This window comes from Sinorhizobium alkalisoli, assembly GCF_008932245.1.
In the GTDB taxonomy this organism is placed as follows: Bacteria; Pseudomonadota; Alphaproteobacteria; order Rhizobiales; family Rhizobiaceae; genus Sinorhizobium; species Sinorhizobium alkalisoli.
On sequence record NZ_CP034909.1, the window covers coordinates 760,708 to 784,764 of the forward strand.

General features: G+C 62.5%; 24 protein-coding genes. 11 read left to right on the forward strand and 13 right to left on the reverse strand.

What is annotated here, in order from left to right:
* Positions 1-88: 88 nt before the first annotated feature.
* The 3 genes from EKH55_RS03660 (at position 89) to EKH55_RS03670 (ending at position 2,020) form a co-directional block, all read left to right on the forward strand.
* Positions 89-946: an AraC family transcriptional regulator gene (locus EKH55_RS03660; protein WP_069460592.1), complete on the forward strand. Its 858-nt coding sequence runs from the start codon at positions 89-91 to the stop codon at positions 944-946.
* A 118-nt stretch (positions 947-1,064) separates the two neighbouring features.
* Entirely contained in the window at positions 1,065-1,718 is a 654-nt protein-coding gene (locus EKH55_RS03665) for an AzlC family ABC transporter permease (RefSeq protein ID WP_106407950.1), read from the forward strand.
* Complete coding sequence (locus EKH55_RS03670) at positions 1,715-2,020, forward strand: AzlD family protein (RefSeq protein WP_069460594.1); 306 nt, start codon at positions 1,715-1,717, stop codon at positions 2,018-2,020. Before EKH55_RS03665 ends, EKH55_RS03670 begins: the two co-directional genes overlap by 4 nt.
* Positions 2,021-2,171: 151 nt before the next feature.
* Here the strand turns inward: EKH55_RS03670 and EKH55_RS03675 are convergent, their stop codons facing one another.
* From EKH55_RS03675 to rpsF, 5 genes are all read right to left on the reverse strand, one after another.
* Entirely contained in the window at positions 2,172-3,671 is a 1,500-nt protein-coding gene (locus EKH55_RS03675; RefSeq protein ID WP_069460595.1) for a replicative DNA helicase, read from the reverse strand.
* Positions 3,672-4,005: 334 nt separating this feature from the next.
* Positions 4,006-4,581, reverse strand: a complete 576-nt coding sequence (gene rplI, locus EKH55_RS03680; protein ID WP_069460596.1) for a 50S ribosomal protein L9 — start codon at positions 4,579-4,581, stop codon at positions 4,006-4,008.
* Positions 4,582-4,616: 35 nt separating this feature from the next.
* A complete protein-coding gene (locus EKH55_RS03685) occupies positions 4,617-5,570 on the reverse strand; it encodes a YybS family protein (protein ID WP_069460597.1) in 954 nt (317 codons plus the stop codon).
* 191 nt (positions 5,571-5,761) lie between these two features.
* Positions 5,762-6,010, reverse strand: a complete 249-nt coding sequence (gene rpsR, locus EKH55_RS03690) for a 30S ribosomal protein S18 (protein ID WP_012707461.1) — start codon at positions 6,008-6,010, stop codon at positions 5,762-5,764.
* 26 nt (positions 6,011-6,036) lie between these two features.
* A complete protein-coding gene (rpsF, locus tag EKH55_RS03695; RefSeq protein WP_069460598.1) occupies positions 6,037-6,480 on the reverse strand; it encodes a 30S ribosomal protein S6 in 444 nt (147 codons plus the stop codon).
* Positions 6,481-6,855: 375 nt separating this feature from the next.
* Here rpsF and EKH55_RS03700 point away from each other — a divergent pair, with 375 nt between their 5' ends.
* Complete coding sequence (locus EKH55_RS03700) at positions 6,856-7,188, forward strand: four-helix bundle copper-binding protein (protein WP_151610991.1); 333 nt, start codon at positions 6,856-6,858, stop codon at positions 7,186-7,188.
* A gap of 15 nt (positions 7,189-7,203) precedes the next feature.
* Here EKH55_RS03700 and EKH55_RS03705 read toward each other — a convergent pair whose 3' ends face one another.
* Complete coding sequence (locus tag EKH55_RS03705; RefSeq protein ID WP_069460600.1) at positions 7,204-8,247, reverse strand: aldo/keto reductase; 1,044 nt, start codon at positions 8,245-8,247, stop codon at positions 7,204-7,206.
* Between the two features lie 363 nt (positions 8,248-8,610).
* Between EKH55_RS03705 and fabD the strand changes: the two genes are divergently transcribed.
* The 4 genes from fabD (at position 8,611) to fabF (ending at position 12,357) form a co-directional block, all read left to right on the forward strand.
* A complete protein-coding gene (gene fabD, locus EKH55_RS03710; RefSeq protein WP_069460845.1) occupies positions 8,611-9,555 on the forward strand; it encodes an ACP S-malonyltransferase in 945 nt (314 codons plus the stop codon).
* Positions 9,556-9,581: 26 nt separating this feature from the next.
* Complete coding sequence (gene fabG, locus EKH55_RS03715; protein WP_069460601.1) at positions 9,582-10,319, forward strand: 3-oxoacyl-[acyl-carrier-protein] reductase; 738 nt, start codon at positions 9,582-9,584, stop codon at positions 10,317-10,319.
* A 312-nt stretch (positions 10,320-10,631) separates the two neighbouring features.
* Entirely contained in the window at positions 10,632-10,868 is a 237-nt protein-coding gene (locus tag EKH55_RS03720) for an acyl carrier protein (protein WP_003531676.1), read from the forward strand.
* Between the two features lie 223 nt (positions 10,869-11,091).
* A complete protein-coding gene (gene fabF / locus EKH55_RS03725; protein ID WP_069460602.1) occupies positions 11,092-12,357 on the forward strand; it encodes a beta-ketoacyl-ACP synthase II in 1,266 nt (421 codons plus the stop codon).
* 265 nt (positions 12,358-12,622) lie between these two features.
* Here fabF and EKH55_RS29650 read toward each other — a convergent pair whose 3' ends face one another.
* On the reverse strand, positions 12,623-12,877 hold the full coding sequence (locus EKH55_RS29650; RefSeq protein ID WP_245314737.1) for a hypothetical protein: 255 nt from the start codon (positions 12,875-12,877) through the stop codon (positions 12,623-12,625).
* Here EKH55_RS29650 and mltG point away from each other — a divergent pair.
* The 3 genes from mltG (at position 12,771) to gmk (ending at position 15,811) form a co-directional block, all read left to right on the forward strand.
* Positions 12,771-13,892 carry an endolytic transglycosylase MltG gene (gene mltG, locus EKH55_RS03730; RefSeq protein WP_245314731.1) on the forward strand — a complete coding sequence of 374 codons (1,122 nt, stop codon included), beginning with the start codon at positions 12,771-12,773 and terminating at the stop codon, positions 13,890-13,892. The two genes, EKH55_RS29650 and mltG, sit on opposite strands and share 107 nt — an antisense overlap.
* A 368-nt stretch (positions 13,893-14,260) precedes the next feature.
* Positions 14,261-15,148 carry a YicC/YloC family endoribonuclease gene (locus tag EKH55_RS03735; protein ID WP_069460847.1) on the forward strand — a complete coding sequence of 296 codons (888 nt, stop codon included), beginning with the start codon at positions 14,261-14,263 and terminating at the stop codon, positions 15,146-15,148.
* A gap of 3 nt (positions 15,149-15,151) precedes the next feature.
* Positions 15,152-15,811 carry a guanylate kinase gene (gmk, locus tag EKH55_RS03740; protein ID WP_069460603.1) on the forward strand — a complete coding sequence of 220 codons (660 nt, stop codon included), beginning with the start codon at positions 15,152-15,154 and terminating at the stop codon, positions 15,809-15,811.
* Between the two features lie 260 nt (positions 15,812-16,071).
* Here gmk and rsmA read toward each other — a convergent pair whose 3' ends face one another.
* The 6 genes from rsmA to lptF form a co-directional block, all read right to left on the reverse strand.
* Complete coding sequence (rsmA, locus tag EKH55_RS03745; RefSeq protein ID WP_069460604.1) at positions 16,072-16,896, reverse strand: 16S rRNA (adenine(1518)-N(6)/adenine(1519)-N(6))-dimethyltransferase RsmA; 825 nt, start codon at positions 16,894-16,896, stop codon at positions 16,072-16,074.
* Entirely contained in the window at positions 16,896-17,924 is a 1,029-nt protein-coding gene (gene pdxA / locus EKH55_RS03750) for a 4-hydroxythreonine-4-phosphate dehydrogenase PdxA (RefSeq protein ID WP_069460605.1), read from the reverse strand. The genes rsmA and pdxA overlap by 1 nt, the downstream gene beginning before the upstream one ends.
* A 9-nt stretch (positions 17,925-17,933) precedes the next feature.
* Positions 17,934-18,875, reverse strand: coding sequence for a peptidylprolyl isomerase (locus EKH55_RS03755; protein ID WP_069460848.1), 942 nt, complete (start codon positions 18,873-18,875; stop codon positions 17,934-17,936).
* A gap of 303 nt (positions 18,876-19,178) precedes the next feature.
* A complete protein-coding gene (locus tag EKH55_RS03760) occupies positions 19,179-21,527 on the reverse strand; it encodes an LPS-assembly protein LptD (RefSeq protein WP_151610992.1) in 2,349 nt (782 codons plus the stop codon).
* The gene (lptG, locus tag EKH55_RS03765) at positions 21,527-22,609 is read right to left on the reverse strand and encodes an LPS export ABC transporter permease LptG (RefSeq protein WP_069460607.1); all 1,083 of its coding nucleotides are present in this window, start codon (positions 22,607-22,609) and stop codon (positions 21,527-21,529) included. The genes EKH55_RS03760 and lptG overlap by 1 nt, the downstream gene beginning before the upstream one ends.
* Entirely contained in the window at positions 22,606-23,775 is a 1,170-nt protein-coding gene (gene lptF / locus EKH55_RS03770) for an LPS export ABC transporter permease LptF (RefSeq protein ID WP_151610993.1), read from the reverse strand. The genes lptG and lptF overlap by 4 nt, the downstream gene beginning before the upstream one ends.
* Between the last annotated feature and the right edge of the window lie 282 nt (positions 23,776-24,057).

The window sequence follows — 24,057 nt, forward strand, 5'->3', positions numbered from 1 at the left end:
AATCGGCTTCGCCGAGGCGGACTGAATGTGCGGACGGGCGAGCACTTTTGTACAAGACGTCCAGGCCCGGCGGCGCTAGGATTGATCGATGCATACGATTTCTCAGGAAGAGGCCACCGAGGCCATGCCGCTCAAAGGTGCCGAGCGGACGCGATTCTGGCGGGATCCACGCTTCAATGGGATGGAGTGCCTGAGCGCCACTTTCATCACCCATGAATTCGCGCCGCACGCGCACGACACGTTCAGCATCGGCGCCATCGAGGCCGGCTCGCAGATCAGCACGATCAAGGGCGAGCGATCCCAGACGGGGCCGGGCGACTTCTATCTCATCAACCCCGACGAGGTGCATGACGGGCATCCCGGCGCTGACGGCTACCGCTATCGCATGATCTATCCCTCGATGGAACTTTTCGTCGACGTTCTCGAGGATGTCACGGGCCGCGCTTTCCGTGGAACGCCCTCCTTTTCCCGACAACGGCTGACGGATCCGGAACTTGCCGATGCCTTCCATCGAGCACACCGTACCCTTGAAGGTAAGGCGGGAGCTCTGGAGGCGGACGAAAGCATGTTCAGCTTCCTGGCCACGCTTTTCCAGCGGCACGGAAGTGCGATTATCGTTCCCGTCCGGTCGCGTGAGAGCTCTGCCGTTCGTCGCGCGCGCGACTATCTGATCGAGAACTACGCGCGCGACATCGGCCTCGACGAGCTTGCCAAGGTGGCGGGCCTCAGCCGCGCGCATCTGATCCGCGCGTTCCGCAGGGAGTTCCACATCACCCCGCATGCTTTTCTCACTGACAAGCGCGTGCGCGAGGCACGCAGCCTGCTGCGGCTCGGTTGGTCGGCCGCCGATACGGCGTATCATTGCGGCTTCGCCGACCAGGCGCATTTCACCCGTCATTTCAAGGCGAGGACCGGCGTGACGCCGGGTGCTTTCCGCGCCGGCTGATCACTTTCGTTCAAGACCCGGCATCGTTCTCCCCCTATGAGCTCTGGTAAAAAGGACGGAGATCATGGACGTGAAAAGGGTGGATATCCTCGACGAATTTATCGGCGGCGTACGGGCGATGGCGCCGCTTACCGTGGCGGTCGTCCCGATCGGCCTGGTCTTCGGCGCCGTTGCCGCTTCCAAAGGGTTGAGCAGCCTCGAAACAACGATGATGAGTGCCCTGGTTTTTGCCGGAGGCTCGCAATTCGTGGCCATGGATATCTGGATGCATCCGGCCTCCTGGGGCGCGCTCGCCTTCTCGGCCTTGCTCGTGAACATCCGGCACGTCCTGATGGGCGTCTCGATAGGCACGAGGATGCCGTCCTTTTCCGGGCCGGCGAAGTATGCCGCGATGCTGCTGCTGGCCGACGAAATCTGGGCGATGGCGGAGCTGCGCGCTGAAGAGACACGGTTGACGCCGGCATGGTATGCCGGCCTCGCGATACCCTTCTATTGCGTCTGGGTGCTGACGAGCCTTGCGGGCTCGCTCGTTGGCGCCTTCCTGGGAGATCCGAAGGCGATCGGTCTCGATTTTGCCTTTCCGGCCGTCTTCACGGTTCTCGTCGCGAGTTTCTGGAAGGGCCGCGAGACCGGCGCGGTGCTCGCCGCCAGTGCCGCCGCGGCCGTGCTCGTCCACCAGCTTCTGCCTGGCGTCTGGTACATCGCGGCCGGTGCCGCCGCGGGTGTCGTTGCAACCCTCGTGACGCGCGTCGGCCAGGAGGCCTGCGCATGACCCTCGATCCGAGTACCTTCCTCGCCATCGTCGCCATGGCCGCAGCCACGGCGCTGACGCGCATCGCCGGCCTCGTCCTCATCCGCTTCGTCGCCATCGGTCCGCAGCAGAGGCGAGCGCTGGAGGTTATTCCGCCCGCCGTGCTGATGGCCGTCATCGCCCCGACGGCACTCGCCACCGGCCCGGCCGAAACGCTCGCCACCCTTGCGACGGCAATTGCTGCGACGCGACTGCCGCTGCTTTGGGCCGTTGCGATCGGCGTCTTTGCCGTGGCAATGGGAAGGGCAATGATTGGCGGGTGACACTGGTCTATAAAAGGCGGCCCTCAGCGCGCTGGCGGCCCATTCCTCGCCGGAGGGTCCGGAGAGCATGAGGGGGCGCCACGAGTCCCCTTCTCCCCGCCTGCAGCCAGAAGATCGCGGCAGCGGGATGAGGGGACAACTCCCGTCCGGCTCAATGTTCGTATTGCGTGAACGACGGGTCGGCCAGATCCGAGAAGCGGGTGAATTCGGACTGGAAGGCGAGTTTTACGGTGCCGGTCGGTCCGTGACGCTGCTTGGCGATGATCACGTCGGCCGTGCCCTTCACCTTGTCCATCTGCATTTTCCACTCTTCGTATTTCGGATCGAATTCGTCACGCGGCTCCATGTTCTTGACGTAATACTCCTCGCGGAAGACGAAGAGCACCACGTCGGCGTCCTGCTCTATCGAGCCCGATTCGCGCAAGTCAGACAGCTGCGGGCGCTTGTCTTCGCGGCTTTCGACGGCACGCGAGAGCTGCGATAGTGCAATGATCGGCACGTTGAGTTCCTTGCCGAGCGCCTTGAGGCCGGTGGTAATCTCGGTGATTTCCTGTACGCGGTTTTCCCCCGATTTCTTCGAGCCGGTCATTAGCTGCACGTAGTCGACGACGAGCACGTCGAGGCCGCGCTGCCGCTTCAGGCGTCGGGCGCGCGCCGCCAATTGGGCGATGGAGATGCCGCCGGTCTGGTCGATATAGAGCGGCACCTTCTGCATCATCTGCGAGCAGGCGACGAGCTTTTCGAAATCGGCCTCCGAAATGTCGCCGCGGCGGATCTTCGATGAAGAGACTTCCGTCTGCTCGGAGATGATACGGGTTGCAAGCTGTTCCGACGACATTTCGAGCGAATAGAAGCCGACGACGCCGCCGTTCTTTGCCTTGAACGAGCCGTCCGGCTGCACCTCCGGCTCGTAGGACGCAGCGATGTTGTAGGCGATGTTCGTCGCAAGCGACGTCTTGCCCATGCCCGGGCGTCCGGCCAGGATGATCAGGTCCGAACGCTGCAACCCGCCCATCTTGCCGTCGAGCGAATGGATGCCGGTGGAGATGCCCGAAAGATGCCCGTCGCGCTCGAAGGCTTGGCCTGCCATGTCGATGGCAAGAGCCACGGCATCATTGAACGACTGGAAGCCGCCGTCGTAGCGCCCCGTCTCGGCAAGTTCGAAGAGCCGCCGTTCGGCATCCTCGATCTGGCTTTGCGGCGGCATGTCGAGCGGCGCGTCATAGGCGATGTTGACCATATCCTCGCCGATGGTGATCAGCGAGCGGCGCAGCGCCAGGTCGTAGATCGCCCGGCCGTAATCCTCCGCATTGATGATCGAAACGGCTTCGGCCGCTAGGCGCGCGAGATATTGCGCCACCGTCAGGTCTCCGACCTTTTCGTCGGCCTTCAGGAAGGTCTTGACCGTCACCGGATTGGCGGTCTTGCCCATGCGGATGATTTCGCCGGCGATCTCGAAGATCTTGCGATGCAGCGGCTCGTAGAGATGCACGGGCTTAAGGAAGTCCGACACGCGGTAGAAGGCGTCGTTGTTGACCAGGATGGCGCCAAGCAGCGCCTGTTCGGCTTCCAGGTTGTTCGGCGCCTCGCGATAGTGCTGGTCCGCCTGATCCTTGGCCAAGGGGGCGAGCTTTCGCGCTGCGTCGTTCATGATCTTCTTTCCGTTCCGCCTGTCGTTCCTTCGAGCAATCCGGTTTGCGGCCTGCGCCGGTCCGCGTCTAGTGTAGCCGTGCAACAGTGCCGCGGCATGCAACCTCGCCCGTCGCCTTTGCCCGTTGTCCACATTCATCCACAGGGCCGCCCGAAGGCGCGATAGGGGCCGGTCGCAAGGCAGGGGCAATTGAGACTGGGAGTCCGGATAAGGTATCTGATTCGCGCTTTGGCGTCGCTCGCTAAGCGAGTGGTTAGGTCGACCTGCCCGGGAAAGAAAAAACCCGGACCACAAGGGGTCCGGGTTTCTCCTGAATCAGTTCTTTCGCTGGCGCTTATTCTTCTTCGCCTTCGAACTCGGCTTCCGGGTTGAAGAAGTCTTCCGGCTTCAGCGCGTCCTCGTCGACGCCGTAGATCGCCTCGGCGGAGGTCAGGCTTTCGCCCTTGGCCTGACGCTCGGCTTCTTCGGCAGAGCGGGCGACGTTGATTTCGATGACTGCATCGACTTCGCCATGCAGGTGCAGCGTAACCTTATGGACACCGATAGCCTTGATCGGCTGGTTGAGGTTCACCTGGTTGCGGTTGATGTTGAAACCTTCTGCAGCCAGGGCTTCAATGATGTCGCGAGCGGCAACCGAGCCGTAAAGCTGGCCGGTTTCGCCAGCGGAACGGACGATGACGAAGGACTTGCCGTCGAGCGTTTCGGCAACCTTCTGGGCTTCCGACTTGCGCTCCAGATTGCGGGCTTCAAGCGTTGCGCGCTCTGCTTCGAAGCGGGCCTTGTTGGCAGCATTGGCGCGCAGCGCCTTGCCGAGCGGCAGCAGGTAGTTGCGGGCGAACCCGTCGCGAACCTTCACGGTTTCGCCCATCTGGCCGAGCTTGGCGATGCGTTCGAGAAGAATGACTTCCATGATTTCGTTCCTTTCAGTTTGGCATTGTTCGTTGTTTAGCTTTTTCCCGTCGGCGTAACCGCGATGGTGCGTCGAGTGTCGGTCAATCCGAAGAGAAGGAAGAAGAGCGCCGGAAGCGTGAACACGAATACCGACAGATAGGCGATCCACAGCACGGGCAGCCGCCATGCCCTGCCGCGCGTGCGGTAGTGGAAGGAGGCAAAGCCCGAAAGCAGAAAGCCCGCACCGAAGGTGCCGCAAACGAGGGCGCCGATCGTCGCGGGCGCGCCGCCGATGAAGGCGAGGACGAGCCCTGCGAGAAAGATGAAGATGGCGTTGCGATGCATGCGCAGCGTGGAGGGGATATCTTCCCGCGGCCGCACGGAGCGACCGGACATCTGCACGATACGGATTGCAAGATAGTAGGCCGAAAACAGCATCATCACCCAGACGGCCCCTTGCACGAGCGGGAGCGCCAGCGTGAATATTGCCTTCAACTGGGCGACGGAGGCAGCGTCCGGATTGTAGAGCGGCTCCTGCGCCTTCACCGCCTCGATCAGCATATCGACCATGAGGTCGGAGACGCTCGCATCATAGCCGACGATGTAGCCGACAATGATCATGCCGATGGTGACGAGGCCCGCGAGATGGCTGAGGATGTCTGAAAGCGGATACCAGGCGAGGGCGCTCTCCGGTCCGCCGATCTCGCTGGCCGGGCGGGCGAGATTGGCGAGATGGCTGAGCCAGCCCGCGGGAATAAGGGTCACGACCAGGATTAGAAGCGCGAAATAGGGGGACGCGAGGCTTGCTGCCGTCACGCTAGCGGCGGCAATGGCGGCAATGGCGGCGGCGTTGCCCCAGCCGAGCCCGGCGATCAGGATCGGCAGCGCGGAAGCGGCATAGAGGACAATGGCAAAGGACGACTGCGTATTCGCGCCCATCGACAGAAGGGCGGCGGTAATGCCGGCGAGCGCGCCGACGATCAGCGATGTCCTGTTCCAGTTCTGCACGTTCGCTGTCCTGCTTCAACGCAGTTAGGGGCGACTGTTCGCGTGCCCCAACATGGGATTTGGCGTCTACCGCCGGTTCCGGTCCGCGCCCACCGCGGAAGGGAGAGGGCAGGGCTTCATCCGAGATGAAGAGCCCTGCCCAAGGGATTTGAACTTCCGTTGAGTCAGGCGATCAACGGAGAGTCATGGCCTTACGACACGACGTAGGGCAGCAGGCCGAGGAAGCGTGCGCGCTTGATCGCCTGGGCGAGTTCGCGCTGCTTCTTCTGGGAAACGGCGGTGATGCGGGACGGAACGATCTTGCCGCGCTCGGAAATGTAGCGCTGCAGGAGGCGGACGTCCTTGTAGTCGATCCGCGGAGCGTTTGCGCCCGAGAAGGGGCAGGTCTTGCGGCGACGGTGGAACGGGCGGCGTACCGGAGCGGAAGAAACTTCAGCCATTGTCATCTATCTCCTTCGGCTTCTGATTACGCGCGGTCTTCACGCGGACGGCGCGGGCGGTCTTCGCGGTCACCACGGTCGGAACGGGGACCACGGTCGCCCCCGTCGCGGGGGCCACGGCCTTCGCCGCGCGGACGATCGTCGCGGTCGCGCTTCTGCATCATCGCGGACGGGCCCTCTTCGTGCTTCTCGACGGCGATCGTCATATAGCGCAGCACGTCTTCGTTGATGCGCATCTGGCGCTCGACTTCGTGGACTGCCGGCGCCGGAGCATCGATGTCCATGAGGACGTAGTGAGCCTTGCGGTTCTTCTTGATGCGGTAGGTGAGGGACTTCAGGCCCCAGTTCTCGACGCGACCGACCTTGCCGCCATTCGCTTCGATTACGCCCTTGTACTGTTCGACGAGGGCGTCGACCTGCTGCGGCGTGATGTCCTGCCGTGCAAGGAATACGTGTTCATAAAGAGCCATTGTGGCTTGCCTTTCTTGCGTTAATCAGCCCGGGCCTCGGCGGCTAAGCCTCAACGACTGTTCTTATTGGCTGCGACGAGCCGGCAAGAAAGTGTTGTATCGAGACGGTCGAGAGCGGAGACACGGGAGGCCGGAATATCTCTATATTCCTAGCGGCCTCCAAGGCGGAAGCCGGCCCTCCGTTCAGCCACCAGCCAGAAGACCGGGCGTTTCGAACAGCGCGCTTATACGGATTTTCCGGACAAATGCAAGGCGCGATCGCAAGAACTTGCCGGACGTGCGGCCATTCGGCGCGCTCAGATGGGGAGATTGGGGAACATACGCCTGCCGTCCTTGTTTTGCCTCCTGCAACACCGCAAGCAGCAGGAGACGAAGATGAGCCATATCGACCCCAAGGTGCAGGAATGCATCGACAAGTGCCTCGCCTGCTACAGTGCCTGCCTCTCGACGGCGATAGGCCATTGCCTGGAAACGGGCGGCAAGCACACCGAGCCGTCGCATTTCCGGTTGATGATGGCCTGCGCGGAAGTTTGCCGGACCGCGGCGCATTTCATGCTGGTCGGGACGCGCCATCACCGGCACATCTGCGCCGAATGCGCGGAGATCTGCGCCGAATGCGCGACCGATTGCGAACGCATCGGCGACATGCAGGGTTGCGTCGACGCCTGCCGGCGTTGCGCGGAAAGCTGCCGCTTGATGGCTGCCTGAGAGGGGCGATCCCGATCAGATCGGCGCCGGATAGAGCCGATGCAGACGGCGAATGCCGTTCATGACGTCCTGTGAGAGCGTAATCTCGGCGGCGCCGATATCGGTCTTCAGCTGTGCAATCGATGTGGCGCCGATGATGGCCGAGGCCAGGAACGGTCGCGTCAGGCAGAAAGCGAGCGCCATCTGCGCCGGATCGAGACCCTGTTCCCGCGCGAGCGCCACATAGGCTGCAACGGCGGGTTCCTGGTGCGGCGTGAAGCGGCCGCCGAGATCGCCGTTGATCGACAGGCGCGATCCGGCGGGCTTCGCCCCGTCGAGATACTTTCCGGTCAGGAGGCCGGCTGCGAGCGGCGAATAGGCGAGCAGCCCGACATCCTCATGGTGCGACAGTTCGGCCAGGTCGAGGTCGTAGCTGCGATAAAGTAGGTTGTATTCGTTCTGGATCGTCGCCACGCGTGGAAGGCCATGTTGCTCGGCGAGGTCGAGCATCTTCATCGTGCCCCAGGCCGTATCGTTCGAAAGCCCGACGGAGCGAACCTTTCCGGCCCTCACGAGTTCGCCGAGCTTGTCGAGAATTGCCTTTAGATCGGCGGCGACATGCGCCTTGTCCTGTTTCGATGGATCGTAGGACCACGCATTGCGGAAATGATAGTGGCCGCGGTTCGGCCAGTGAATCTGATAGAGATCGACGTAGTCGGTCTTCAGCCGTTTGAGGCTGGCATTGATCGCCTGGTCGATGCCCTCCGGGGTGATCGCTCCCCCATTGCGGATATAGGAGCGGCCGGAGCCTGCGACCTTGGTCGCGAGCACCACATCGTCGCGCCGCCGCCGCTTTGTCAGCCACTCGCCGACGATGCGTTCGGTATTGCCATAGGTCTCGGGCGAAAGCGGCGTCGTAGGGTAGAGTTCTGCTGTGTCGATGAAATTCACGCCGAGCTCGAAGGCGTAGTCGAGCTGTGCATGGGCCTCTGTCGGCGTGTTCTGCGAGCCCCAGGTCATCGTCCCGAGGCAGATCTCGGAAACCTTGATGCCGGTGCGGCCGAGTGTGTTGTAGCGCATGAGGTGACGTTCCTTGGTCGTGGCGGGCCTTGGTCGTGGCGGGCGCGCGCCGGCGGGAGGGTTGGCGCGCCGCCTCAATGCAGGATGATGCCTGCAGCCCGAGTATAGATGGTGCGCGGCAGCAATGACGAAGGCAAACTTACGTCTTGATTGACGAAGTTCAAGGGCAAAAGCCAAGGAGAGGCTGATGAAGACGGCGCCGCGCGCTTGACTCGCCGGTCAGGAATGTGAATGGAGAGGGGAAAACAGCAGGCGGGTCGGAAGCGGAGGATGTCTTCGCCGGTGTTCCGTTTGAACCACGGGATCGATCGAGGCGGGCCGGATCGCTCCGCCCTGAAACGATCATGGGAAGAGGCACTCCTGATGAGCATTGCATTCACGTTCCCCGGTCAGGGCAGCCAGGCTGTCGGCATGGGCAAGGATCTGGCGGAAGCTTTCCCGGAAGCGGCCGCCGTCTTTGCCGAAGTCGATGAAGCGCTTGGCGAGAAGCTTTCCGAGATCATGTGGAACGGGCCCGAAGAGGCGCTCACGCTAACCGCCAATGCGCAGCCGGCGCTGATGGCGGTCTCGCTCGCCGTCATCCGTGTCCTCGAGGCAAAAGGGCTCGATCTGAAGAGCAAGGTCTCGTTCGTCGCCGGTCATTCGCTCGGCGAGTACTCGGCCCTTTGTGCCGCCGGGACCTTTTCCCTCGCCGATACGGCGCGACTCTTGCGCATTCGCGGCAATGCCATGCAGGCGGCCGTTCCGGTCGGGAAGGGCGCGATGGCGGCGATCATCGGCCTCGAGCACGATGATGTCGAGGCGGTCTGTCGTGAGGCCGCGTCGATCGGCGCATGCCAGATCGCCAACGACAATGGCGGCGGGCAGTTGGTGATCTCCGGCGAGAGGCCGGCGGTCGAAAGAGCGGCGGCGCTTGCTTCGGAAAAGGGTGCCAAGCGGGCCTTGATGCTGCCGGTCTCGGCGCCCTTCCATTCCGCCCTGATGGCACCCGCCGCCGAAGCCATGCGCGAGGCGCTCTCCAAGGTCGAAATGCGCAATCCAGCCGTGCCGGTCGTGGCGAACGTGCGCGCTGCCCCAGTCGGCGATGCCGAGAAGATCGCGCGGCTGCTCGTGGAGCAGGTGACTGGGCAGGTGCGCTGGCGCGAGACGGTGCAATGGTTCGCCGCCAATGGCGTCGCGACGCTTTACGAGATCGGCTCGGGCAAGGTGCTGACGGGGCTTGCCCGGCGGATCGACAAGAATGTCACCGGCATCGCGGTCAATACGCCCGCCGATATCGACGCGGCGCTTGCCGCCCTCGTGGCCTGAGCGCCGCAATCACAAGGGAGAAATCCATGTTCGATCTTTCCGGCCGCAAGGCCCTCGTAACCGGCGCGTCCGGTGGTATTGGCGAGGAAATCGCCCGCTTGCTGCATGCCCAAGGCGTCACCGTCGGCCTGCACGGCACGCGCGTGGAGAAGCTCGAGGCATTGGCGAACTCGCTCGGCGAGCGGGTCCATGTCTTCCCCGCGAACCTCTCCGCCAGGAGCGAAGTCAAGGCGCTTGGCGAAAAGGCGGAGGTCGAACTCGGCGGCGTCGACATCCTCGTCAACAATGCCGGCATCACCAAGGACGGACTTTTCGTTCGTATGAGCGACGAGGACTGGGACAATGTTCTGGAGGTCAACCTGACGTCCGTGTTCCGCCTGACGCGGGAACTGACCCATCCCATGATGCGCCGCCGCTTCGGCCGCATCATCAACATCACCTCCGTCGTCGGCGTCACCGGCAACCCGGGCCAAGCCAATTATTGCGCGTCGAAGGCGGGCATGATCGGCTTCTCCAAATCGCTTGCCCAGGAAATTGCCACCCGCAACGTCACCGTGAACTGCGTCGCGCCGGGCTTCATCGAAAGCGCCATGACCGGCAAGCTGAACGAGAAGCAGAAGGAAGGCATCATGGCGGCCATCCCGATGCGACGCATGGGGAGCGGCGCGGAGGTGGCCTCCGCCGTCGTCTATCTCGCCTCCAATGAGGCGAGCTACGTCACCGGCCAAACCATCCACGTCAATGGCGGCATGGCAATGATCTGATCCCGTGTTCCCGTGGCTGGTTTTCGCGACACCCAGCCGGCCGTCTGAACCGAGGCCAAATGCCTGAAATTCAATGTTGAGCAAGCGAATGTCAGGCATTTTCCGACTTTGCGACAGACTTAAACCGTGTTAATCGGGCCATGACTGTGCGCAGTCGACCGGTCCGGTCGGGTCGTCCGGCAGCTTCGCTGCCACGGTTTTCCGCAGTGTCGGTTGAATGGATTGCCCGGTGGCCCATCTTGGTCTATCAGGCGTGAATTGAATACCGGCGCCATTGGCGCCGCAGAGAAACGAAGGTCGAGGAACTCCGACATGAGCGATATCGCAGAACGCGTGAAGAAAATTGTTATTGATCATCTTGGCGTCGACGCCGAAAAGGTCAGCGAAGGCGCAAGCTTCATCGATGACCTCGGCGCGGACTCGCTCGACACGGTCGAACTGGTCATGGCATTCGAAGAAGAATTCGGTGTCGAGATCCCGGACGACGCTGCGGACTCGATCCTGACCGTCGGCGACGCCGTCAAGTTCATCGAGAAGGCTCAGGCCTGATTGCATTTCGCGGCCAAAGCCGCTTGACGGGCCGCCTTTCTCGCGGCCCGCTCAGCCCTGGGGAGGTGGGCTGGCCCGCGTCTGCCGCGGGTAGCGATCAGCAAAGCGTTCCCGCCTTTCCCTATGAACGTCGTCACAAGATTTGCAGCGGAGGCATGGGTCGGGGCGTCGCAGGCGGTCCGGTCCGGCACTGGAATCGAACAGTCAGGGTGGATCACGGTTTATGAGACGTGTCGTTATCACCGGTACCGGCATGGTATCGCCTCTGGGTTGCGGAACCGAGGTTAGCTGGTCGCGTCTTCTTGCCGGCGGCAACGCGGCGCGCAAGGTCACGGAATTCGAGGTTGAGGATCTCCCCGCCAAGATCGCCTGCCGTATCCCGTTCGGCGACGGTGCCGACGGCACCTTCAATGCCGACGACTGGATGGAGCCGAAGGAGCAGCGCAAGGTCGATCCCTTCATCGTCTATGCGATGGCGGCCGCGGACATGGCGCTGGCCGATGCGGGCTGGAAGCCGGAAAGCGATGAAGACCAGATCGCGACCGGCGTTCTGATCGGTTCCGGGATCGGCGGCCTGGAAGGGATCGTCGAGGGCGGCTACACCTTGCGCGACAGGGGTCCCCGCCGGCTATCGCCCTTTTTCATTCCGGGCCGTCTGATCAATCTTGCCTCTGGCCAGGTCTCCATTCGCCACCGGTTGCGCGGCCCCAACCATTCCGTCGTCACGGCGTGCTCGACCGGCGCGCATGCGATTGGCGATGCAAGCCGGCTGATTGCGCTCGGCGATGCCGACGTGATGGTGGCAGGCGGAACCGAATCGCCGATTTGCCGCATTTCACTGGCGGGCTTTGCCGCCTGCAAGGCGCTCTCGACCCAGCACAACGACAGCCCGCAAAAAGCGTCGCGGCCATATGATGCGGATCGCGACGGCTTCGTCATGGGTGAAGGCGCCGGCGTCGTCGTTCTGGAAGAACTCGATCATGCAAAGGCCCGCGGCGCCAAGATCTATGCCGAGGTGGTCGGCTATGGCCTCTCCGGCGATGCCTTCCACATCACCGCGCCTTCGGAGGATGGTGATGGTGCCTATCGCTGCATGCAGATGGCGCTGAAGCGCGCGGGGATCACGGCCGCCGATGTCGACTACATCAACGCGCACGGCACGTCGACCATGGCCGACACGATCGAACTCGGCGCCGTCGAGCGACTGGTCGGCGACAGCGCGTCGAAAATATCCATGTCTTCGACGAAGTCGGCCATCGGGCATCTGCTCGGGGCTGCGGGCGCGGTCGAGGCGATTTTTTCGGCGCTGGCGATTCGCGACAATGTCGCACCGCCCACGCTCAATCTCGACAATCCGTCCGTCGAGACCAAGATTGATCTGGTGCCGCACGTCGCCCGCAAGCGCGAGATCAATGTTGCCCTGTCGAATTCTTTCGGTTTCGGCGGCACGAACGCATCTCTGGTTCTGCGCCGCTACACGGGCGATTGATGCTGCGCTCTCGGTGTGACAGCGCGTTGCCCGCGCTGTCGAGCCCGGTCCCGCCGCCGAATGTCCTGCTTTTTGCCGCAATGCTCGCTAAAACCTGTCGGCGAAGGGCTTGGCAGGGGGAATGCGGGCGACGTTCCGTGCGCATGCCGCTCTCGAGGGCGGGAGTCATCGTTGACGGGGAACCGGCCGGCTTCATCGCCACGCGGTGGCGATGTTCGCGCAAGGCACGGCTGACAATTGTAGGATACCCATTGCCCTGACACATTCATGCGTGCCGCCGGTCCAGGCCGAAATTCGCGCCGGCGGGCTGCTTGATCGAAGGAGCGAATTTCGGATTCGGGATCATCGTGAGCGACTCAAACGAGAACAGAGCGGCGCAGTTCGGCCGCAATGAGAGCGGGAGCAACGGGCCGATCATTCCGAAGTCGGCCAGCGAGGCGCTGCGACCGGAAAAGGTGCCGCAGCCGCCGAAGCGTTCGCGAAAGGCCCGCAGCCAAGTCGTGATCTTCTTGAACTTCATGATGACTGTCGTCGTCCTAGTGGCACTGGCGGCGGCCGGCGCCGTCTATTACGCCATGCACGAATATGAAAAGCCGGGTCCGCTCGAGGCGAACAGGAATTTCATCGTGCGCAGCGGTGCCGGCATACAGGAAATCGCCAATGGCCTGGAGCGCAACGACATCATCACCGATAGCCGCGTGTTCCGCTTTGTCTCCGAGGCCTATCTGGACGATGACACGCTGAAGGCCGGCGAATACGAGATCAAGGCCCATGCTTCGATGCAGGAGATCATGCAGCTCCTGAAGTCAGGCAAGTCGATCCTCTATTCGGTCTCGCTGCCGGAGGGCCTGACGGTCAAGCAGATGTTCCGCAAGCTCGCCGATGATCCGGTTCTCGTAGGCGAGCTCCCGAGCGAACTGCCGCCGGAGGGGTCGCTTAAGCCGGATACCTACAAGTTCATGCGCGGTACGCAACGCAACGAAATCATCGAGCAGATGATCGCCGCGCAGAAAGCCATGGTCGAGCAGATCTGGAGCAAACGCGATCCCGACCTGCCGATTTCAACGATCGAGGAATTCGTCACCCTTGCCTCGATCGTCGAAAAGGAAACGGGACGTGCCGACGAGCGGCCGCGGGTCGCGTCGGTATTCATCAACCGGCTCGAAAAAGGGATGCGGCTGCAATCGGACCCGACGATCATCTACGGCATCTTCGGGGGAGAGGGCAAACCTGCGGATCGGGCGATCCTGAAATCGGATCTCGACAAGGACACGCCCTACAACACCTATGTCATCAAGGGGCTGCCGCCGACACCGATCGCCAATCCCGGCCGGGCCGCTCTCGAAGCGGTCGCCAATCCGTCGCGCACGCCCGAACTCTATTTCGTCGCTGACGGGACGGGCGGGCACGTCTTCGCTGAAACGCTCGAGGAGCACAACGCCAATGTTCGGCGGTGGCGAAAGCTCGAAGCTGAAAAGGCGGCGGAGGCGGCGAAGGCCGCCGCGGAGGCAGCACCCGCGGTTGAGGCGCAGTAGAAACGAGCCCGTGCGCCATCGGCGCGACCATTTGGACCGTTCTCGCAGCGTCTTCGCCTTTATTTCTGTGCATAAGCCAGGCTATGGCGGAGGAGAGCATTGCTCCACCGCAACCGCCAGACAGCGGCTGTTGTCGCGTGCAGTGACGTCCTGAAGGACGCACAAAGGACGCTGTATTGTGGACGATCGGCAGGCGGCGCGGTTATCCCTTGCGGGATGCTGCGCCGCCGACCTATTGCTGCTGCTACCGCGTGTCTTCTTGAATCGAGTTTGATTTACGGACAAAGACATGCCGCAATTCAAAGTGCTACAGCGATCTTTGCGCGTCGAATGAGACGCGGGGCACTGTAGGAACGATGGAGGATGACATGCCGCTCCAATCGATGACCGGCTTTGCCAGAAAAGAGGGGAGCAGCGGGCGCTTTCGCTGGGCGTGGGAATTGCGCTCGGTCAATGGCAAAGGGCTCGACGTGCGGCTGCGCCTGCCGCCCGGTCTGGAGCGACTGGAGCCGGACTGTCGGCGCCTCGCCGCACAGTATTTTTCGCGCGGCAACCTGCAGATCGCCCTGTCGCTTGCGAGTAGCGAGACGGCGATCGAGGCCGTGGTCAATCACGAAGCGCTGGCGGCAGTGCTGAAGTTGCGGGAGCAGATCGGCGACCGGGTCGATCCGGCGCCGCTTCGGTTCGACACGCTGCTGACAATCCGCGGCATCATCGACTTTCGCGAGCCGGAAGAGAGCGAGAGCGAGCGTGAGGCCCGCGATGCGGACATCCTTTCCGGCCTGGATCAGGCGCTCGCCGACCTGAAAAGCATGCGGGAAAAGGAGGGAAGCGCACTCGGACAGATTCTTTCCGCCCAGGTGGACCGCATCGAGCAGCTGAGGGCCACGGTGGAGAACGATCCGTCGCGCAGCCCGCAGGCCATTGCCGACCGGCTGGCGCAGCAATTGGCGCTGGTGATGGAGAATTCGTCCTCGCTTGACCGCGAAAGGCTGCATGCCGAGGTCGCCTTACTCGCTACCAGGGCTGATCTCCGCGAAGAAATCGATCGTCTGGGTGCCCACGTCGCCGCCGCGCGCGACCTCCTGGCGAGGGGCGGACCGGTCGGGCGCAAGCTCGATTTCCTTGCACAGGAATTTAACCGCGAATCGAATACGATCTGTTCGAAGTCGAACGCCGCCGCTGTTTCGGCTGCCGGTATCGAATTGAAGGTGGTCATCGACCAGTTCCGCGAACAGGTTCAGAACTTGGAGTAAGACATGAAATCGGCGACCCCTTCGCCCATCAAGATTGCCCGTCGCGGATTGATGCTCGTGATATCGTCCCCGTCGGGTGCCGGAAAATCGACGATCGCGCGCAATCTCCTCGAGGCGGATCCGGAACTCAGCATTTCGGTGAGCGTGACGACGCGGGCGCGCCGGCCGAGCGAGATCGAGGGGCGCCACTATTTCTTCAAGTCCGTCCGGGAATTCGAAGCATTGAAGGCGACGGATTCGCTGCTTGAATGGGCCGAAGTGCACGGAAACTACTACGGCACGCCGCGCGACGCCGTCGAGACGGCCATGGCCGAGGGCCGTGATATGCTCTTCGACATTGACTGGCAGGGAGCCCAGCAGCTTCAGGAGAAGATGGCTGGCGACGTGGTTTCGATTTTCATTCTGCCGCCGACCATGGCCGAACTGCAGTCGCGCCTGCATCGGCGCGCCGAAGACACCGAGGAAGTCATCGCCACCCGGCTCGCCAATTCGCGCGCTGAGATCGAGCACTGGCGAGAGTACGATTATATCGTCGTGAACGACGACCTCGACCGCGCCTTTTCTGCAGTCCGCTCGATCATCGAGGCCGAACGGCTGCGTCGCGACCGTCGACCCGGACTGTTCGAATTCGTCAATGGGCTTCTGACGGAGAATCCTTTCTGACTTCTCTGGGCTATTCGGCGAGCGTCGGGAAAGCGGGAAGGGGGCGATGCCCCCTCTGCCCTGCCGGGCATCTCCCCCACAAGGGGGGGAGATCGGCCAGAAGCACAGCCGAGCCAGTATCAACATCGCGTGTGCGAATGCGGAAGACCGGAACCCAGCTATCTGGGGCGAGAGATCGCCACTTGCCGATCTCTCCCCTTGTGGGGGAGATGGCCGGCAGGCCAGAGGGGGTGCTTCGCTGTGTCCGTTCCAGATACCGCTCAAAGGCAATTGGCCAGACGGCAGAATTCTTCGACCGTCAGCGTTTCGGCGCGGCGTTGCGGGTCGATGCCCGCCTTGGCAAGCAGTGCCTCGCCGCCGAGCGGCTTAAGGCTTTGCCGCAGCATCTTGCGACGCTGGCCGAAGGCCGCATGGGTCACTCTCTCGAGTGATTTAACCGGGCAGGGGATCGGATTTTCGATCGGCTCCAAGTGCACGACCGTGGAGGTCACCTTCGGTGGCGGCGTGAAGGCCTGGGGCGGCACGTCGAATGCCAGCCGCGCCTTCGTCCGCCAGCCGCAGAGAACGCCCAGGCGGCCGTAATGATCGTCATCCGCACTTGCGACGATCCGCAGGCCCACCTCACGCTGAAACATCAGGGTCAGCGACTGCCAGAAGGACGGCCAGCGCTTCGGCAACAGCCAATTGACCAGGAGCTGGGTACCGACGTTATAGGGCAGGTTGGCGATGATGCGCGTCGGGCCGTCGGCGAGCGTTTCAAAGTCGATCTTCAGGGCGTCGGCCTCGATCACCTCCAGACGGTCAGGATAATGGGCGCCAATTTCCGCGAGCGCCGGCAGGCAACGGGGGTCGCGTTCGATTGCGACGACCTTCTTCGCACCAAGCGCCAGGATCGCGCGCGTCAGCCCGCCAGGGCCGGGGCCGACTTCGATAACGGTCACGTCCTCGAGTGGACCGGCCGTGCGGGCGATCTTCTGGGTGAGATTGAGGTCGAGCAGGAAGTTCTGCCCGAGCGCCTTTTTCGCGTCCAATCCATGGCGGTGGATGACGTCTCGAAGGGGCGGCAGGCCGTCGAGCGCCGCCATCAGCGAAAAGCTCCCGCCGTGTTGGCGGCGAGTTCCGCCGCCAGGCGCAATGCGGCGATCAGACTGTGCGCGCGTGCTATTCCTTTGCCGGCGATGCCGAATGCGGTGCCGTGGTCTGGCGACGTCCTGATGAAGGGCAGGCCGAGCGTGACATTGACGCTGTCGTCAAAGCCGAGCGCCTTGGCGGGGATCAGCGCCTGGTCGTGATACATGCAGATGGCGACGTCAAAGGTTTCCCTGGCGCGGTCGTGGAACATGGTGTCGGCCGGAAGCGGGCCTGCGACATCCAGTCCCTCGGTGCGGAGCCGGTCGATGACGGGACGGATGATTGCATCGTCCTCGAGACCGAGCGCTCCGCCTTCGCCCGCATGCGGGTTGAGGCCGGCAATCGCGAGGCGAGGCGCCGCCACGCCGAAGCGGCGCTTGAGATCGCCGGCCGTGATCACGGAAGTCTTGTAGATGAGGTCTGGGGTCAGGGCAGCCGGCACCTCCTTGAGCGGAATATGAATGGTCACGGGCACAGCGCGCAGTTTCGGTCCGGCGAGCATCATCACCGGCAGGGTGGGCGCACCCGTCGCCTTCTCCGCGAGGTCGGCGAGATATTCGGTATGGCCGGGGAAGCGGAATCCCGCCTCATAGAGGACGGCCTTGGCGATCGGGTTGGTCGTCACGGCGGTGGCTTCGCCGCTCATTACCAGCCGGACGGCGGTATCGATCGCCCCGGTGACGGTGACGGCGTTCTCCGGGTTGGGTTGGCCGGCAACGACGGCGGCGGGGCAGCGGATCGGCAGGACGGGGAGCGCGTCAGCGAAGGCCACGGCCGCACCCGCGCAATCGGTCTCCCTGATCTGAACGGTCTCTCCGAGGGCCTTGGCACGCTCGGAGAGCACCGCCGGGTCACCGATGAAAAGGAAAGGGGGGATCTCTTGCGACCGCCGGAGCGCCCATGTGGAAAGGGTGATGTCCGGGCCGATACCGGCCGGATCGCCCATCGTCAGGGCGATCGGACCGTCGCTCGTCTCGTTCATGACCGGCCGTTACTTGTTGATGATCTGCGCCTTGGCGCGCAGTTCTTCGAGATATTTGGCGCTGTTCGGATCCTCGCTGCCCGTTTTCTTGCCGAGATCCTCGGCGCGAAAGACGATTTCGGCGGCAGTGTCGTCATTGACCTGGCGCTTTTTGCAGATCGCCAGATATTCGACGCCCTTTTCCGTGACGCGCGTGCCCGTGGTCATCCCGTCGCCCGCTTTCTCGACGAGCGGCTTCCATTCCTCCGGCAGTTGCTGCGCGAGCACCCGACCAAGACTGCGGATCGACACGTCGCGGTAGTTCGCTGCGAAGGCCTTCGAGCTGTCGCAACCGGGAAATTTGGAGCGCGAGGCGTTCGCTTCCGCCTGCCGCTTACCGGTGATCGCGCCGCGCTTCGATTCCGGAATGACGAAGATGACCTGTTGCAGGAAATATTCCGTCGTCACCGGCTTGTCGCCGCCCGCTTCCATCATGCGCTTGACGAGGTCGCCACCGGAAAGACGATTGGCGCTGCCATAGCGGAAGTTCACGAGACGCGGCCAACTCATCTGAACGGCGATATATTGCTTGAAGTGCTCTACCCCGACGCCCGCCTGTTCGAGGATTTTGCCGAGCTGTTCGGTCGAGAGCTTGTTGCCCGCGGCAAAACGCGCGTAGGCGGCATCGACCTCCTGGGTGCTGACCGACTGCTGGACCCGGGCAATTTCGCCCCGCTTGAGGACCTCGTCAATCAGCTGCTTTTTCGCTTCGGCGGCTCCGCCGCTCTGGTGCTGAAGACGAAGGAAAGCTGTGCGCTTGGCAATGTCGCCCGAGGTGATCACGACATTGTTGACGATCACCTTGACCTCGCTTGCCGCCCTGGCGACCGTGGCGGCCGAAAAGCTCAATGCTCCGGCAATCGCCAGTGCCGAAAGTGCCCCCACGATCGAGAATTTCCCACCCATCATCATTCCTTGCCCGTTCCGCGCTCCAGCGTGAGCGACCTTCCGCGGCCGCGCTCTCCCATATTTGGTGGCAAATGCATAATACATGCGGCCAAACGATGACAAGAGCGCATGAATGGCCGAAGAGCGATCTTTGAGCGCTGCTTCCGCCTCTTCCCATCGGAGCAGGATGCCGGTGGTGAGGCCGAGGTCTGAACGCATGGCGCTCCACGAGCCCGCGCACTACAGACACATCTGCGGAGACTGCCTGGCGCACCGGCCACGAGAATCGACCGTTGCGCCTCCGAAAAGACGCACGGCGCCGTAACGTCAGAAATAGTCGAGTTCGTCGACCGTGGTATCGCCCACATTGATATCGCCGAGCGTGCGGAAGCTGATCCGCGCGCCGATCGACCAGTCGTTGGCAAGCGAGTTGTCCGTATCGCGCTCCTGCCTGTAGACGATCGAGAACAGCGTGTCCTGATCGTCATAGGTGATGCCGAAACCATTGCGCGATATGACGCCTTGGTTGATGTCATAGGTCACCGCGCCGAAAACCGACCAGTAGTCGTGGAAGCGATAGGCGGCTGCCGTCTGCACTTCGTCCTGATCGGACGAAGACCCGTAGAGTGGCTGCGCCTCGATGCGCGTATAGGTCAGGGCTGCCTGCCAGGTCAGGCCGAGATAGCCGACGGTCGCGTCCGCGCGGCGCAGGTTGAAACTCTCTTCGTCCAGTCGGCCGGAAAGGCTCGCCATCAGGCCGGACGGCGCGTCGACGCCGAGCATCGCGACATAGTCGGAGCGATCGGTTTCGAGGCCCGAATCCGAGCCGGCCTTGACAAGATCGTCGGTTGCGAAGGAGTTGAGGCCGGCAAGGTGGAAGGACTGGCCGGCACTGGCGCGCAGGCCATAGCCGCTGTCGAAGGTGCCGGTATAGCGCAGGCCGATATTGGCGCGCGTTCCGCCCTCGATCCGGTCGTAGCCCGAGTATTTGTCGCGTTCGAAAAGATTGGTGGCGTCGAAGACAAAGCTCTGGGCGTCCTCGTTCGGCAAGCCGCCCGCGTATTGTTCGTCCGGGCGCACATAGATCTGCCCGATCGGCTCCAGAATATGGCTGCTGCTCTCGCCCGCAAAGAGCATCGGATAACGCGCCTCGAGGCCGGCCGTCAGCATGCGCCGCGTAAGCGCGTCACTGTTGGTGAACTCGCCGGTATAGCCGGCAGGGTCGTCCATGTTGACGCCGATGGCGTCGCCGCGCGCCGCCAGCAGCGGCGTCAGGACGAGCCCGCCGGGCGCGATGAATGTCCGCTTCCATTCGACTTCCGCTGTCAGCCGGTGCGACGTGCCTTCAAGGCCGGGAAAGCGCAGGACGCCGAACCCGGCAGTGTCCACGTCCAGTCGGTTGCGCCTTACGTTTGTCAGGTTGACGTCGGCATTGAGCTCTCCGCCCAGCACCGGTTCCGGCGCGGTGTAGGAATAGTCGAGGACCTGCGCGACCGGTTGCTGGTTTTCCGCCAGGCTGTCCGGGTCTGCGTCCTGGATGTCGAAATAAAAGGCGCGCAGATCGAAATAGTTGCGCCTGCCGAGGCCGGTCAGATAGGCTTGGTTGATATAGGTGGTGCCGTCGAAGGTCGACAGGTCGTAGGTCTTGGCGAAGTTGTTGTCCGTCTGCACGAGGACGTCCCAGCCGAAGGTCCAGCGAGGATTGACCTCGAATCGGCCTCTGGATGCGACCATTGCGCGGTTCGTTTCAAGGGCATCGACGGTACCCGGCGTGAATCGGTCGCGGTTCATCTGGCTTATGCCGGCGACGTTCAGCGTGTGCAGGCCGTTGTGGAATTGCTGGCGAAATTCGCCTTCGAGCAAAAAGCCCTGGCGCGTCAGGCCCGTTGCGGTGACCGTGGCATCCATATAGGGCGAGATCGCCCAATAATAGGGCACGCTGACGCCGGCGCCGAGTTTCTGCGTGTAGCTGAAATGAGGAAACAGGAAGCCGCTCTTGCGCTTGACCGTGTGGTCGGGGATTTCCATCACCGGAATATAGGCGATCGGCTTGCCGAAGAGCTCGAAATAGGCGTTTTCAAGCCGGATCGTATGGGTGCGGCCGTTCTGGATGACGCGCTCGGCCTTGATATGCCACAGCGAGCGATGCTCGGGCTTGGTCGCGCAGGGCGTGCAGGCGGTGTAGACGGCCTTGTTCAGGATGAACTGATCGCCGCTGCGCCGCTCGCCGGTCTCGGCCGCGAGCCTGGTGAGATCCGTCGTCTCGATCCTGAGCGCCTCGACGATACCGTTGGCGAAATCGTCCGTCACGTCCATTCGTTCGGCATAGACGATGTTGCCGTCCGGCTCGATCAGTTGGATATCGCCGGTCGCCACGATGCGGCCGGACCTCTGGTCGTATTCGACTTGGCGGGCGACCATCTTGTAGCCGCCATATTCGATCTGGACGTTGCCGCGCACGGTCACTGTTTCCGCGTCGCGATTGTAGACGAGCTCGTTGGCCGTCAACAGCATCTTGGCGTCGGCGGGGATGTTCGGCTGCAGCGAATCGAGCCGCGTTCCTGTGTCCTGCGCCATGGCTGGCGCATTCATTCCGATGGCAAGGGCATACAGCGCCACGCCTGCAAGCAGGGCGGCATTCATCAAATCCATACGTTCGCGGTTGCCTGCCGCCACTAGCCATCCTCCTGATGCAACAGAATCGTCGAGCCCAGCGCCATCGCTACAACAACTGGCAACCAGGCTGCAACGAACGGAGGCACAATACCGCTGCTCCCGAATGCTTTTACAAGCACGGTGACGACATAAAGCACGAAGCCTGAGAGGATTCCACCGAGAATCACCGCGCGAGATTGGTTGAACCGGCTAAATTTCAGGGACACGCATGCGGCGATCAGCGTCATCGCAACGAGAAGCAGCGGCAGGGACAAAAGCGAGTGAAGCTGCGTCTCCATGCCTTTCGTCGAAAATCCAAAGGAACGAGCGATCTCAATCTTTCGCGGAAGGTCGAAAAACTGAATGGAATCAGCCTTTGCGAGGCGTTCCTGTACGAATTCCGGTTTCAGATTGGTACGAAGTCGTGCTGTTTCCAAACGCCGGGGCAACTGCCCATTCCCGGTTTCGGTGACGCCGTTAAGAAGCCAGTAACCGTCTTCGAGTTTCGCCGACTTCGCATCCTGCCTGAGAATGATCGTTCCCTGTGGATCAAAGTGGATGACGGTGACGTTTATGAGCTCCGTGCCGCCGTTCTGGACGGACCGGGCGCCGATGATCGTGTCGGTACCTTCATAGATCTGCCTCAGCCACGGAATCGAGTTCGTTTGTGCCGCGCGGGACGACCCCCATTCGGCCTCCAGCGCCTCGGCTCTCTTAGCGCCCCAGGCGGCAAGCGGGTTGAGCGCGATCACGGCCAGCACGCCGAACAGAAACGAGCCGAGCACGAATGGCCTCAGGAACTGCCACACGGAAATGCCTGCCGCCCGGGTGACGACCAGCTCGTAACGCCGGTTGAGCGAAATCAGCGCCGCCATCGCAGCAAATAGCGCGACGAAGGGAATGGTCTGCTGCAGAATCATCGGAATGCGGAATGTCGTCATCACCAGCGCACCGGCGACCGAATAATGTGGCAGGTTGGACATGCGGGTGGCGAGTTCGCTGAAGTCGATGATAAAAATCAGCGTGAAGATCCCGATCAGGAACCAGAACGTCGTAACGACGTAACGCCTGAAGAAATAGCGGCCGAGCGTGTTGAGAATCATGATGCCTGCCCCGCGTCAGCGCCGGCCCGCGAGTGCCGGATCCGGGCTATTAGGTCGGAGAGCTTGTCGTGCCACGATGTCGGTATGTACAGTCGGCGATTGCTTGCGAGCTGGCGGATGGCCAGTGCGCCGGTCATGAGTGGGACGAGATACATGAGCGGCACGAACCAGACGGAATCTTCCGCACTGTTGGCCGCATAGAAGGTCATCCAGCGGATGATCAGGGCGGCCCCGACCGCGCTGATCGTCGGATGCACCCGGGCTTCGCGATGGGAGCGGGCATCGCTGCTGATGACGAGCGCGATCAGGCCGAAAAGAAGGGGGTAGCTCCATTCGGTGAAGCGCCGGTGGAGTTCCGCGGTGAAGACAAGCGGGGTCCTCTTCAAGGCAGGATCTTCCGGGTCCGGTTTCAGAAGATAGAATAGGTCGCGGTCCTTGGGCCGGATGTTCGCCTCGCCCGCCGACTTCGTCATGTCCGTGAGGTCGAAGGCGTAGGAGTCGAACTTGATCACCGATACGCCGCCCTCCGGCAGTTTGCGGTGAACCTCGCCATCCTTCATCACCAGCGCCGAGCTCTTCTCGTCCACCGCGCCCTCGCGTGCGTAATAGACGAGTTCGAAATTCGGATTGCGTGAATCGGCGACGAAGATGCCGTGCAGCACACCGCCGCTGCGCCGGGCGCCTACCTGGACGTAGAGCCCGTCCGTGATCTTGCGGAAGGAATTCTCCTGTACCACGGACGACAGCAGGTCGGCATGCGCGGTCGCGATCATCTTGCGGACGGCGACGCGCGAATAGGGCTCGACGAAGTTGTCGATGGCAAAGGAAAGGACACTCAGCCCGGCCGCGAGATAGAGCACCGGCCGGATGATCGACATGCGCGAGCTGCCGGCGGCGCTGAGCACGGTCAGCTCCGAATCGCTGTTCATCGCACTCAGCGTCTGCGTCACGCCGATCACGAGCGCGAAGGGCAGGATGATCGGGACGACAGACGGCAGGATCAGCGTCGCGAGCTTCAGAAAGGCCAGCACCGACTGGCCGCTGTCGGTCACGAGATTGACATTGGCAAGCGCTTGCGTGGTCCAGACGATTCCGAGCAGCGGCAGGAGCGTTGCGAGGAACATGATCGCCGCGCGCCGGAAAATGTAGCGTTCGATCAGCTTCATAGACGATTCCGGTCAACATCCTGCTAAAGATCACGGCCCGCAAATAGGCATCGCGATCGTTTCCAACAAGCGGTGCGAAATGCGTGTGCCCGCCATTCCACCCGCCGCCCTGCCGTCCGCGCGAATCGCCACTGGCGCTGCCCGGCCGGACCGGTTCTCGTTCCTGCGTTGCAAACCAGAATCTGGAACAACAGGGATAATATATGGCGAAGAACTGCGGTTAAGCGCATGTAAACATGTGCGGCCATCTTGCCAAGCGATTCAAAAGCGAGAAGGGTACCC